8 protein-coding genes are annotated in these 13,462 nt (G+C 46.6%); 7 read left to right on the top strand and 1 reads right to left on the bottom strand.

All coding sequences use genetic code 11. From position 1 onward, the window contains the following. Positions 1–18 precede the first annotated feature (18 nt). The 5 genes from ACFVS2_RS19505 (at position 19) to ACFVS2_RS19485 (ending at position 8,526) form a co-directional block, all read left to right on the top strand. A complete protein-coding gene (locus tag ACFVS2_RS19505) occupies positions 19–3,150 on the top strand; it encodes an efflux RND transporter permease subunit (protein WP_390236724.1) in 3,132 nt (1,043 codons plus the stop codon). 20 nt (positions 3,151–3,170) lie between these two features. Then, a complete protein-coding gene (locus ACFVS2_RS19500) occupies positions 3,171–4,400 on the top strand; it encodes an efflux RND transporter periplasmic adaptor subunit (RefSeq protein ID WP_390236722.1) in 1,230 nt (409 codons plus the stop codon). Positions 4,401–4,683: 283 nt separating this feature from the next. After that, positions 4,684–5,691, top strand: coding sequence for an ABC transporter substrate-binding protein (locus ACFVS2_RS19495; RefSeq protein ID WP_390236720.1), 1,008 nt, complete (start codon positions 4,684–4,686; stop codon positions 5,689–5,691). 176 nt (positions 5,692–5,867) lie between these two features. Beyond that, the gene (locus tag ACFVS2_RS19490; protein WP_007718717.1) at positions 5,868–6,635 is read left to right on the top strand and encodes an ABC transporter ATP-binding protein; all 768 of its coding nucleotides are present in this window, start codon (positions 5,868–5,870) and stop codon (positions 6,633–6,635) included. Positions 6,636–6,648: 13 nt separating this feature from the next. After that, positions 6,649–8,526 carry an FtsX-like permease family protein gene (locus ACFVS2_RS19485; RefSeq protein WP_390236718.1) on the top strand — a complete coding sequence of 626 codons (1,878 nt, stop codon included), beginning with the start codon at positions 6,649–6,651 and terminating at the stop codon, positions 8,524–8,526. Positions 8,527–8,736: 210 nt separating this feature from the next. Here the strand turns inward: ACFVS2_RS19485 and ACFVS2_RS19480 are convergent, their stop codons facing one another. Then, positions 8,737–10,017 (bottom strand): MFS transporter, encoded by a 1,281-nt coding sequence (locus ACFVS2_RS19480; protein WP_390236716.1) that lies wholly within the window; start codon positions 10,015–10,017, stop codon positions 8,737–8,739. A gap of 241 nt (positions 10,018–10,258) precedes the next feature. Here ACFVS2_RS19480 and ACFVS2_RS19475 point away from each other — a divergent pair, with 241 nt between their 5' ends. Further along, positions 10,259–11,278: an ABC transporter substrate-binding protein gene (locus ACFVS2_RS19475; RefSeq protein ID WP_390236714.1), complete on the top strand. Its 1,020-nt coding sequence runs from the start codon at positions 10,259–10,261 to the stop codon at positions 11,276–11,278. Continuing rightward, positions 11,278–13,359 carry a Fe(3+)-hydroxamate ABC transporter permease FhuB gene (gene fhuB, locus ACFVS2_RS19470; protein WP_173618224.1) on the top strand — a complete coding sequence of 694 codons (2,082 nt, stop codon included), beginning with the start codon at positions 11,278–11,280 and terminating at the stop codon, positions 13,357–13,359. The genes ACFVS2_RS19475 and fhuB overlap by 1 nt, the downstream gene beginning before the upstream one ends. Positions 13,360–13,462: the final 103 nt, after the last annotated feature.

Genomic DNA, 13,462 nt, shown 5'->3' with positions numbered 1-13,462 from the left:
TAAAGAGGTGAGAAAATTTTGAATATATCCGAACTGTCCATTAAACGTCCGGTCACGATGATTATGATATCCGTAGCCATCTTCATTTTTGGTTTGGTTACCTTTCCTCGATTAGCTATTGAATTGATGCCGTCGTTAAATGCTCCGGTCGCCGTAGTTGTTACCTCTGTTGAGGGGGCGGCTCCAGCTGAGGTAGAAAAGCTGGTTACCAAACCGATCGAAAATGCATTAGGTACGGTTCCGAATTTAGACAAGGTTACATCAACGTCAGTGAACGGCTCCTCCTCGGTCATCCTCCATTTCAAGTGGGGAACAGACATGGATCAAGCCACGCTGAATATGCGAGATAAAGTAGATTTGGTCCGAGGGAGCTTGCCTGAATCAGCTGGTTCACCAAGGGTGTTGAAATTTGATCCGACAAGCCAACCGATCATTGATCTGGCTGTAACTGGAGAACAAGATGTCAACAAACTGAAAAAAATCGCGGATGATGTAATTAAGACTCGCTTGGAACGAATTAACGGTGTTGCTTCGGTCACTGTCACTGGTGGGCAAGAGCGAATTGTCGACATCATCGTGGACCCAGCCAAACTCGCCGCCTACGGACTGACTTTGGATCAAATAAAGGCAGCATTAGAAAACAGCAATGTATCGGGATCAGCAGGTGCGATACGGGAAGGTGACGCAAAGACCAGTATTCGCGTGCAAGGTGAATTCACCAATGTGGACACCATTGCACTCACTCCGATCTCTGTCGGTGGGAGCTTCATCCGATTGAGTGATATTGCCGACGTAACAGACACCATCAAAGAAGTGACTAATTTGAGCTACATTGATGGAAAACCCAGCTTGGGAATTGCCGTGATGAAAGGCACCGGCGGCAATACGATCAAAATCGCAAAAGACGTAAAGGCTGAGCTGGAGCAGATTAATAGCACGCTTCCAGCAAATGTAGAAACACGTATCGTTCTCGATACCTCCACATACATTCAGAGCTCCGTTGACAACACGGTGGTACACGCTCTGGCAGGTGGTGCAATTGGTGTACTTATGCTGTTCTTCTTCTTGGGCAGCCTGTCGTCTATGCTCATTGCGGTCATTGTCTTGCCTGTATCGATCATATCAACTTTCCTCTTGATGTACATGACAGGTCAAACAATCAACCTGATTTCCCTAGCAGGTCTCACACTCGGATTGGGATCATTAGTAGACTTTGCTGTCGTTATGCTGGAGAACATTTTCCGTCAACGGGAGCAGGGCAAGAGCATGATGGAAGCGGCATTGATCGGTTCCAAAGAAGTAGGAACGGCAGTAATGGCTTCCGCATTGGCACAAATTTGCGTATTCTTACCGATTGCGCTTACAGAGGGTATTGTTGCTGAGCTTTTCGCACCGTTAGCATTGACGGTTGTTTTCTCGCACATCGCAGCACTCGTTTTCACCTTCTTGTTGGTTCCGATGATGAGTGCGCGCATGTTAAAAACAGTACCAGAGCATACGAATCACGAAAACTATCGCGGCTTCAATCCACTGATCTGGTTTAATATCGGGTTCCATAAAGTAGAAAAAGGCTATCAAAGAGTGCTCAAATGGGCATTGGGTCATCGGAAAACGGTGATTGGATCTGCTTTTGCCATGTTGATTGGCTCATTGTTGCTAGTTCCATCTCTCGGGGCAGGATTTTTCCCAGATATGGACCAAGGATTAATCCAGGTAGAGATCAAGCTGCCAAAGGGTACCATCTTGACGGAAACTGAAAAAGTAATGAAGCAGGTAGAAGAAGTGGTCAATCAAGTGCCAGAAACGAAATTGGTCAAGTCCTCGGTCGGGGGTGGCGACGGTATTTCAGAGAGCGGTGCATCTACTTCTCATAACGCAACGATCGAACTGCATGTAGGAGAGATTTCTACGAGACAGCGATCGACAGAGGAAATTGCTGTGGGCCTGCAAGAGCAAGTCAAGCATATTGCAGGAGCAGATATCAAGGTGAAATCCCTTTCCGGTGGTATGGGGGGCGGAGCAGCCATCTCGATTGAAATTCGCGGAGATGATCTGGACGTCTTAACAGAACTGAGCGAGATTGTGAAAGGGGAAATAGCCAAGGTACCGGGAACGATGAACGTATCTACCAGTGTTCAGGAAATGAGTCAGGAATTCGATGTGAAGGTCAATACAGAGAAGGCGAGCTTGTATGGATTGACAACAAATGAAATCCTTTCTGCTGTGCGAACTTCTTTCCAAGGTCAAACGGTTACCCAGTATCGTACAGGCGAAGATGAAATTGATATCAATCTCAAGCTGCCAGAAGACTATAAGGAAGATATCAATTACTTGAAGAACCTGCGTATTTCCACGCCGACGGGCGCTCAAATCAGCCTCACTTCCGTAGCGACTATCAGCAAAGTCGATGTACCGCCATCGATTGAGCGTAAAAACATGACACGTGAAGTGACGGTCACAAGCGATTTGATCGGGGATAACCTGCAAGCGGCCTCGACGGAAATTACGAGTCTCATCAATAAGCTGAATGTTCCGGACGGATACACCATCGAAATGGGTGGGCAAAGCGAGGATATGGGAAATTCTTTTGTGAATCTGGGTATTGCGATTGTCTTGTCCGTCGTGCTTGTGTACATGGTCATGGCTGCTCAGTTTGAATCCCTTTTCAGTCCATTTATCATCATGTTCTCGGTTCCCCCGAGCCTTACTGGGGTCATATTGGGGCTTTTGTTTACAGGCACGCCTATTACCGTATCTGTTTTGATCGGGTACATTTTGCTGATCGGTCTGGTCGTGAACAATGCGATTGTGTTAATCGATTTGATCAATCAGTTGCGTGAAAAGGGTTGGGAGTTACATGAAGCGATTTTACATGCAGGACCTGCTCGTCTGCGCCCGATTTTGATGACAACCCTCACGACGATTATGGCTATTGCTCCGCTCTCGGTTGCTGCTGGGTCTGGTTTAGAACTGCAAGCGCCAATGGCTACTACTGTCATGTATGGTCTGATCTTCTCCACCATGATCACACTGATACTCGTACCTGTGGTTACCGTATGGTTTGACGAGATGGGACAAAAGAGACGTAACAAACGCAAGCAAAAGCAGGAAAAGAAAAGCCTTACCACTTTGGAATCGACAAATGCATGAGAAAAGAGGAGGAACCATTCATGATCATAAATAAAAGAATCGCGATTGTGGCGCTACTTTCCCTTACTTTGATCACAGGCTGCGCAAGCCAGGAGGATGCGACGACGACTGCTGCCCAACCAGCAGAAACGGTTACCCCTGTACAGGTTGCAACAGTGGCACAAGGTGTGGTCACATCTGAGTCTGGACTGACAGCAAAATTGGCACCGAGTGAGGAAGTCCAAATGTCACCAAAAACTGGCGGGAAAATTGCATCACTCCCAGTAAAGCTGGGTCAGGCCGTAACAAAAGGACAATTATTGTTTACACTCGATACGAATGAGTTGTCTAACAGTGTAAGAGAACAAGAAGCATCTCTCCGTGTGGCAAAAGCGAACTTAAACCAAGCAGGCAGCACCTCTAACCAAGGCTTGGTCGAAGCACAAAATGATTTGACGGAAGCAGAACGAGGGCTTGCAGACGCAAAACTGAATCAACAACGTAATCAGCAGCTGTTTGCACAGGGAGCGATTGCTGCTGAGAAAATGGATGAGGCAAATACAACGCTCACAAAAGCACAGATTTCCTATGACAATGCAAAGCAGAAGCTGCAAGGCGCAAAACAAAAAACAGGTGTGCAAGTATCGGCAGCGAGTGTAACGGAGTCCGAGGTCAGACTGCAAAATGCTCGTGAGCAATTGGCGAATGCAACGGTTGTCTCCCCAATCGACGGATTTGTCGCAAGCGTGACCGGAGCAGTAGGGCAGATGGCAGGCCAGCAACCGATTGTGACCGTCGTCAAAACGAATCCACTTGTGGTCAAAGCGAATTTGTCCGAAGCAGATGTGACGAAAGTAAAGGTAGGAACAGTCGTCAAAGTAAACGTGCAATCTACAGGCAAAACGATTGATGCAAAAGTAACGGCGATTAGTCCGGTCATGGATTCGCAGCTCAAGGCCTATCCAGTAGAAATCACGATCCCGAATCCTTCCAATGAATTGAAGTCCGATATGGTCGTGAATGTTACCTTCCCGCAAGGCTCAGAAGGAGCGAAGTCACTGGTCATTCCTCGCAAGGCAGTATTTGATCGTGAAGGCAGACAATATGTGTTCAAGCTGGAAGGGGAAACAGCCAAGCAAGTAGAAGTGTCGACGGGTAACTCGACAAGCGAGCTGATTGAAGTAGTATCCGGCCTAGCGAACGGAGATAAAGTCGTGGTAAAAGGACAGACGCTGCTTACGGATGGCGGCAAGGTGAGTATTCAGGAGTAAGCAGAAATGGAACAAACATCCATACGATTGAGGCACTCCCGATTGTACTGGAAAGTCTGAAAAGCAAAGGCTTCACCTTTGTAAAGATGGACGATATGATCAAACAAAGCCGCTCCGGCAACTAATCCCTTTCTGAGAAAGGGATTTTTTTGCCTCTTTTCGCAAAGCTCGAGCGATTGACAGTAAAAATACTCTTTGTTATAGTTTTGACGATAATGATAATCAATATCGATAAAGGTATTTCTTACATCTATCTTACAAACGTACATAAGGGAGGCCCATCATGCTTACGAACAAAACAGTAAAAGCTGCCCTTGCTGTCATTTTTGTGTTCTCGCTTTTTTTGACAGCATGTGGTGGAGCAAATACGGCAACGCCAGCACCCGCGACGGATTCTGCTCCCAAGCCAGCTGACAAGTCAACAGAAGCCCCTACTGAGAACAAAATGCGCAGCATCGAAACACCAAAAGGAACGATTCAAATTCCTGACAAGCCACAACGTATTGTGACAGACTACTACGCAGGCGAGTTGATTGCAGTAGGCGGAAATGTAATCGGTGCAGAGACGGAAGCTTTCAAAAGCCCATTTACCGTGGAACAATTAAAAAATGCGCAGGACGTAGGTAGCCCGCGGATCAATGTGGAGAAAACGTTAGAACTCGCTCCTGACCTCATTGTCGTCATGTATGATGACAATTATGAAGCTTTGTCCAAAATCGCTCCAACCGTTTATCTCCCGTACGGTACGGCGACTAACATTTACGATACGGTCAAATTGTTCGGAGAAGTGGTTGGCGATAAAGAAAAGGCAGACAAGTTCATTGCAGACTTTGACAAGAAGGCTGCCGAGGGTCGAGAAAAATTAAAAGGCATCGTGGATGAGAATGCGACTGTCGGTCTCTACGAGCTGACCAACAAAGGAGATTTGTGGATCTTTGGCGACAACGCAGGGCGCGGTGGCCAAACAGTGTACAATGCATTGAAGCTGAAAATGCCGCACGCAGACAAATCCAAAGAGCAAACCGTGCAGCTGTCGATGGAAATCTTGCCAGAGTACGCTGCGGATTACATGTTCGTGACTTTCTACAATCCGGAAAAAAATAGCGAAGCCTTGAAAACCTTACAGGAGTCCGCTGTCTGGAAAGCGACCCCTGCCGCCAAAAACAATCAGATTTTCTACAACGACTACGATACATTCTATCGCTATGACCCAATCGCGATCACAGCACATATTGATATGATCGTAGATATGCTGATCAAAAGACACGAAGAGAACAAAAGTAAAAAATAGCTTACAACGGAAGCCATCCCTCGTCGGATGGCTTTTGTTCGTCTCACGTAATAAACCTTACAAAATGTAAAGGTAACTGTAAGGAACATCAATAGCTCCTATTCTGGAATTTGGTTACAGTTAATAGCGACGGAAACAACGAACGCTAGCCAATAGATAGAATGGAGGAACGTAGAATGAGTACTGCTGTACTAGAAGTGAAAGACGTTCAAAAAATATATGGGACAAAAGGTGAAAGCCAGTCGCATGCCTTAAAAGGCGTATCGCTGACCATAGATAAAGGAGAGTTCGTGGGAATCATGGGGCCATCTGGTTCGGGAAAGACGACTCTGCTTAACGTGATTTCCACACTGGATCGTCCAACGGAAGGCTTTATTGAAATTGCGGGAACGAACATTACACAGATGAAGCGTGACCAGCTCGCAGATTTTCGCTCGCAAAAGCTCGGCTTTATCTTTCAAGATTTCAATCTGCTAGAGAATTTGTCCGTGTATGAGAACATTGCACTGCCGCTGTCTCTGCAAGGTGTCCCTTCCAAAGAGATCAGCACCAAAGTAAGTAAAGTAGCACAAACACTCGGGATCGAAGAGATTTTGCAAAAATATCCGGTTCAAATTTCTGGAGGACAAAAACAACGCGCCGCAGCAGCACGCGCACTTGTGCATGATCCTGCGATTTTGCTGGCGGACGAACCGACAGGCGCCCTCGACTCGAAGAATGCGAAAAGCTTGCTGGAAACGATGACAGATTTGAACGAGAACCACCAAGTATCCATCATGATGGTTACGCATGATGCGTTTTCTGCGAGTTATTGCAAACGTATCTTGTTCATTCAGGACGGCAAGCTGTACACCGAGATTCAACGTACGGGGGATCGTCAGCAATTTTTCAAACAAATTCTGGATGTACTGGCCGAGCTAGGTGCATCACATGATGTACGCTAGGAGGTAACGTTTCATGCTTTTAAAGCTATCCTTGTCCAGTATGCGGAAGATGATGAAGGACTATCTGGTTCTGCTTGTGGGTCTGGTCATCTCCATTTCGATTTTTTACATGTTCCAGACGCTTGCCCTCAATTCTGATTACACGAAGAACAACTCGATGATCTCTTCGATTCAGATCGTTTTCAATGTAGGGGCGTTCCTGCTGGCGTTTATCACGATTTTCTATATCTTCTATGCCAACTCATTCCTACTCTCGCTGCGGCGCAAAGAGCTCGGAATGTACATGGTTTTAGGGGCGAAGAAGGGGAAAATCAGCCAGATTTTGTTCTTGGAGACTTTGACGATGGGAATCATTTCCTTAGTGATTGGAAGCCTGGTTGGTATTGCGCTTGCAAGCGGTATCGGCGTCTTGCTCATGAATGTGCTGGAGATTTCGACAGAGGGGTACTATCCTTTATATCTGCCAGCGGTTTGGGTGACATGGGGATTCTTCCTCATCCTGTTTATCATCACATCCACGATTAATGCGACTCGTTTGGCTCGTGCAACTGAGCTCGCTCTCATCCGTGCTGAGCAACAAAATGACAAAATCAAGTCAAAAGGAATCGGAGCGGTTTTAGTCGCTATCCTTGGAGTTATCCTGTTGGCTTTGGGCTACACATGCTTGCACTTGCTTATGTACCTGCAGGCACTCGGCTTTGTCGTAGGGGCAATTTCATGCACAATCGGGACGTATTTGATTTTCATCTCGTTGTTGCCAGTTCTTGTACAGGCTTTGAAGAAAAATAAAAAGCTGAATGATAGCAAGTTGAACGCATTTACCTTTGCCCAGCTGCGCTTTCGGGTGAACAACCTGACCAAAATCCTTGGTACAGTAGCAATGTTGATCGGGCTTGGTGTCGGGGCTATGGCAGGGGGCTTGGCCTTCCAGCAAAACGTCAATTTGTTTACTACGGTGTTCCATGTGTATGACATGAATCTGCATGATCCGGTTGAAGCGGATTATCAGGCATTGAAAAAAATGAACGTCCTGGAGCAAAATACGTATCGATACAAAGTCGACGACAAGGCGTATTACTACTTGAAGGAAGACTTGCTGGCAAATCCGCTGATGATTTCTACGAACAGCATGCAAAATTACTCTGCTGACAACAAGCCAAAACTTGTGGCAGATCCGCTTCCGAAAGAAACGTATATCGTAAGTGCGTCAAAAGAAGACAAAGGTAAATACGATGCCATTCCTGAGGATTGGGACAAAGCGTTATTCACCAATTTTATCAACTACCAGATGATTGAGAGCAAATCTGTTCTGGTTGTGGATCAGGCGACGTATGAGCAAACCACTGGAAGTGAACACAAGGTTCTCCTTGCTAAGGTAGACGACTATTTGAAATACACGCAGGAATTAAAAGCAATGGATGAACGTCAAAAGCAATTGATTGGGTCTATCACAAATGTGGAAGCGAAAGACGTATACACTTCTTCCAAATACAGCACGTATGCGAGCATGTATATTTTCACAAGCGGGACGATGTTCATGGGCTTCTTCCTCGGAATTGCCTTCCTGGCGATGATGGCGAGCTGCTTGATGTTCAAAATCTTGTCCGGTGCTTCTCGTGACAAAGACCGTTACAGCATGCTGCGAAAAATCGGCGTACGTCAATCGTTGCTCGTAGGTTCGATCTATAAAGAGCTGTTCATGGTATTCATTTTCCCGGCGATCATCGGTCTGATGCACGTATTGATCGGTATGGAGATGTTCTCGTTCATCCTCTTGGATCCGTATCTGAACATCTGGATTCCAACGCTGATTTTCGTTGTGATCTATGCGATTTACTATTACATCACGGTTCAGCTTTATCGTGGAATTGTGTTGCCAAAAGAAGCGTAATTTTAATAGAATCAATCCTCCTCATTTGAGGGGGATTTTTTCTTTTTTTAAGGGGAGTTGTGGGGGAAGAAGCGCAATTCCAGTCTGCGCTTCGGCCTACGTCCCTTGTTCCCGAGCTGGGTTGGGCTCCAGAGGCGCTTGGACTATAAATGGGCTTCTTCTGTTCTTTGGAAATAAAGTCTTAGACTACTGCTGTTGTTAAGGCACTCCTTAGCTCTTTATAGACACATCTTTTTCCAATGTTAATTCATGAAATGATTTCACACGTAGTTGTAAAAATGGGGTGAACAATAATGTACAAGCCGAAGCTAGCAATCCAATGCCACCCGCAAATAAAGCGAACCGTAAACCCATTGCCCCCCCTATCATCCCTCCAATTAACGAACCAAGCGGTAAAGAACCCCACGAGATAAATCGAAATGTAGCATTCACGCGACCTTGCAGGGCATCGGGTACAATTACTTGACGTAAACTGATGGTACTAATGCTAAACATTGAGACACCCATTCCGAAAAGAAGCTGTCCGAGCATCATAATCAACGCAATACTTATTTCTGATCCTACTGCTAATGGAGCAAGCAAGCCGCCACTTGCTGCGATCGTAGCGGAACCCACAATTGTTGGACCTACTCCAAAACGACGTACAGCCCTTTGGGCAAGCAGAGAGCCAAATAGGTACCCTACTCCTAACGTTCCATAAATGATGCCAATAATGCTCGCACTGATTTTGAGTTCTTGCGATGCATATAGAACATAAACACTAAAAATAACATTCCAGGAAAGGTTAAATACTGTTGAGCAGCGCACCACTCCCCACAGCAACGGTTTTGTGTAAACCGTATGCAGCCCTTCTTTAATTTCCAGCCACATGTTTTTTTGTTTTTTCGCATCTGTCACGACTGACTCCAACTTGCGAATCCGGGCTATGTACACAGCGGATACAAAAAAGGATACCGCCGTGAACAATATGGCAAAAGGAGCGGTGATTAACTGTTCCAGTCCACCTGATAAACCCGGCCCAGCAATTTGTGCGGTAGATTTACTTGTCTCTAGTTTGCTATTCCCATCAACAAGCTGCTCCTTGCTCACAATGGAAGGCAAAAAGGATGTATAGGCAACATCAAAAAAGACAGTACAGATACCCACTATGAAGGCTACCAAATATAGAACTGTCATATTCAGGAATCCAGTTAAGGCTGTCAGCGGCACAATGAGTAGTAATGCACCCCTTAAAAAGTTAGCGGCGACAAGAATTGGTCGCCGGGGAAATCTGTCTATCCATACACCAGCGAGCAAACCGAAAATGATAAATGGCGCATACTCGGCAAAACCAAGCAACCCCATTTGCATGGGACTGGCCCCTAAATAGAGAGCTGCCACTAATGGCATTCCTAATAATGCAACCTGAGTCCCAAACTGTGATGCAGTTTGCCCAATCCAGAGCCTGCGAAATTCTGTGTTAGTTAACAATCCTTCCACCTTGTTACTCATGCTCGTTCCCCCATTTTTCGCAACAACTAAGTGCTATTCAAATTTGCATTTTTAGTATAGGGGAATTTACGTTTCAAGATCTTGCGCTTTCATTATCGCAAATGCACAGATGCACATCCCACCGTTGACAAAGATAATGATAATCATTATCATATTCAATGATTGATTGGAAATCATGTCCATCATGCAACATCCTTTATCATTCGAAGTATCACCTAGAAAAGTAAGGGGGAAATTTTTCATGCGTCTTATGAAATTACCAGTGATTCTTGTATTTTTGTCTGCGATGCTGCTACTTGCTGCTTGCGGTAATGCAGGGTCAACTGCACAATCTGGTTCCAACCAAGCTACTACAGCTCAGCCTGACGCGGCGAAGCCGGCTGAAGAGCAAGTGCGCACAGTGAAGCACATGATGGGAGAGGCGACTATCAAAGGCACTCCTAAGCGTATCGTTGCATTGGAATGGAGCTCAGCAGAGCATTTGTTGGCTCTTGGTATTCAGCCTGTAGGGATTGCAGATATCCCTAATATGAAAAAATGGGTGAAGCTCCCTGTGGAGATTGCTCCTGAAGTAGTGGATGTAGGGAGTCGTACTTCACCAAACCTGGAATCGATCATGATGTTGAAGCCAGATTTGATTATCGGTATTAAACGAAATGTAGAAGCGAATTACGACGAAATGAGTAAAATTGCTCCAACGATTGCTTTTGATACGAATCCGGCTGAAGGTCAGGGATCACAGTATGATCGAATGATCGAGATCTTCAAGCAAATTGCGGATATCACGGGTAAAAATGCAGAAGCCGAAGTCGCTTTGAAAGACCTCGACAAGACTTATGCGGAAGCAAAAGAAAAGTTGACCAAAGCTGGTGCAGATAAAGTTCCATTCGTCCTCGCGATGGGCTACAGCAGTCAAAATGCGGTAGAATTCCGTTTGTCTACGGATAACTCTACAGCAGCAAGCATCTTGATTAATATTGGTCTGACAAATAAGTATAAGCCTAAGAAATTTGAGCAAACAGGAATGACACTGGCAGATGTGGAGGCACTTCCAGCGTTGCAGGATGCGAATTTCCTCCATATCATTCAAAATGATGACAACGTGATTGAGAATCAATTGAAGAACAACCCAGTTTGGAACGGTCTTACTTTTGTGAAAGAAAATCGCGTCTATGCTCTGGGCGGAGATCTGTGGCCGTATGGTGGTACCATGTCTGCAAAGATTCTCGCGAATAAAGCTGTAGATCTGTTGGTAAAATAATGAGTTTAGCCAAAAATAAAAAGTTTACACGAACTGACATCACTCCAGCCACTTCCTCACAAAGAGGGGGCTGGAGATTGTTCTTGATGTTAGGGGGTGGACTTGTCGCTCTGTTAGTGCTTACATTTGTCAGTTTGACACAGGGGATGGCAGACATTTCTCTGCGTTCTGTCGTACAGGCCATTATTGCTCCGCAAGACATTTCCGATCACCATATGATACAAGGTGTCAGGCTTCCAAGAACGGTCATGGGGCTTTTGTCTGGTGCAGCATTGGCTATTGCCGGAGCATTGATGCAGACGGTGACACGAAACCCACTCGCTTCGGAAACGACACTGGGCGTAAATGCGGGTGCCTATTTCTTCGTGGTGTTCGGGATGGTTTTTTGGCCATCATTCTTGCATGAACACCCGCTTCCCTTTGCGATGGCGGGCGGAATACTCGCAGCCGTTACCGTATATTTCATGTCTGGCGGGCGAAAAGGTTCGCCAGTGCGTGTGGCATTGTCCGGGATGATTGTCACCTTGGTGTACTCCTCCTTGACGAGTGCCATCATCTTGTTTAACGAAGAAACGACAAATGGCATTTTCCTCTGGGGCTCAGGCTCCTTGAAACAAAATGACTGGTCGGGTGTAGAATTTAGTTGGCCTTGGATTGTAGTTGGGATTTTGGTCAGCTTTTTCATGGCTAGGCAGCTGGATGTACTTAGCTTTAATGAAGAAACGGCGAAATCATTGGGGCAAAAGGTGGCAAAAACACGGCTTTTCACCATGTTTATTGCGATCTTGGTTACGTGCGTCAGTGTCAGTGTGGTCGGGCCAATCGGTTTCATCGGACTTGTGGCGCCGCATCTGGTACGATTGTCCGGCATCACGCAGCATAGATGGCTGTTACCGCTCTGTGCCATCTGGGGGGCAGCGCTGCTTGTAGCTTCTGATACGATTGCACGTATGTTCATCAATCATTATGGTGAACTTCCGGCAGGAGCCATCACGGCAGCTATTGGTGGACCATGGTTGATCTGGCTGGCTTTGCGTGTCTCGCGCAGTATGAGTGCTGGGACTGGTGGCTCGATGAGCGTCGGAGGAGCACAACGCAAAGTTTCGTATCCGTTGATTGTGTGTACGCTTGCTGTGCTGCTTGTGGTCGTTTGGATGCTCAGCTTGTCTAGCGGAAACTTGTACTTGCCGTGGACAGAGATCATCGCCATTTTTATGGGACAAGGAAACGAGATGTACAGTCAATTGGTACTTGAGCTTCGAATGCCGCGACTGTTAACAGCAATGTTGGCAGGTGTGGCACTCGCGATCAGCGGAAGTCTCATGCAGAGTGCAGTGCGTAATCCGCTGGCTGATCCGCAGATTGTCGGTGTCACGAGCGGTGCGGGTGTAGGGGCGATTATCGTGCTCCTTGTGTTTCCTCAACTCTCGGCTTGGATGCCGCTTGGGGCCGTTGTAGGGGGAATCATCTCTGCCGCGATTGTGTACGCGGTCTCTTGGAGAAGGGGACTCAATCCAATCATCTTGACGCTAGTAGGTATTGCGGTTTCTGCAGCAGGTGCCGCCTTTATCAATATCTTGATCGTACATTCCATGATCTTGGCAGCCCCTGCACTCACTTGGCTGGCAGGAAGTACATATGGGCGGGGATGGATGGAAGTAGGTCGCCTGTTGCCTGCGATCCTCGTCTTAGCACCGATCGCGTGGTGGTTAGGACGTCGGGTGGACCTCTTGTCATTTAACGACGAGAGCTCGACTGGATTGGGGTTAAAGGTGCGGATGACGAGATTGTCTGTGGCAGTCATTGCAGTGCTGCTCGCTTCAGCGGCAGTTGCCAGTGTCGGAGCCGTAGGATTTATCGGTCTTCTCGCTCCGCATGCGGCACGTATGCTGGTTGGACCTCATCATCGCCGTGCAGTTGTCGTCTCAGCCATGCTTGGAGCTGTATTGCTGGCTGCTTCTGATTTGCTGGGAAGGATCGTCATGATCCCGAAAGATATTCCGGCGGGGGTCGTGGTGGCGTTGTTAGGCGCTCCCTATCTGTTCTTGCTGATGTTCCGTTCGAATCGTTCCTTACAATAGACGTAGGCAAGTACTTGCCAAATACAAAGATCTCCAACATGATAAAAGTAGAACAGGCTGATTCTGGCAATCAGCTTGTCTACTTTTTCTTGTTATATCCGGT

It is taken from the genome of Brevibacillus sp. NPDC058079 (assembly GCF_042885155.1).
In the GTDB taxonomy this organism is placed as follows: Bacteria; Bacillota; Bacilli; order Brevibacillales; family Brevibacillaceae; genus Brevibacillus.
The sequence above is the reverse complement of the archived record's forward strand: the minus strand, read 5'-3'. Positions and strand labels throughout refer to the sequence as shown.

What these genes read in the sequence shown, in the direction of transcription:
- ACFVS2_RS19500 (WP_390236722.1), top strand. Translation starts at nt 3,171, where the DNA reads ATGATCATAAATAAAAGAATCGCGATTGTGGCGCTACTTTCCCTTACT.
- ACFVS2_RS19495 (WP_390236720.1), top strand. Translation starts at nt 4,684, where the DNA reads ATGCTTACGAACAAAACAGTAAAAGCTGCCCTTGCTGTCATTTTTGTG.
- ACFVS2_RS19490 (WP_007718717.1), top strand. Translation starts at nt 5,868, where the DNA reads ATGAGTACTGCTGTACTAGAAGTGAAAGACGTTCAAAAAATATATGGG.
- ACFVS2_RS19485 (WP_390236718.1), top strand. Translation starts at nt 6,649, where the DNA reads ATGCTTTTAAAGCTATCCTTGTCCAGTATGCGGAAGATGATGAAGGAC.
- ACFVS2_RS19480 (WP_390236716.1), bottom strand. Translation starts at nt 10,017, where the DNA reads ATGAGTAACAAGGTGGAAGGATTGTTAACTAACACAGAATTTCGCAGG.
- ACFVS2_RS19475 (WP_390236714.1), top strand. Translation starts at nt 10,259, where the DNA reads ATGCGTCTTATGAAATTACCAGTGATTCTTGTATTTTTGTCTGCGATG.
- fhuB (WP_173618224.1), top strand. Translation starts at nt 11,278, where the DNA reads ATGAGTTTAGCCAAAAATAAAAAGTTTACACGAACTGACATCACTCCA.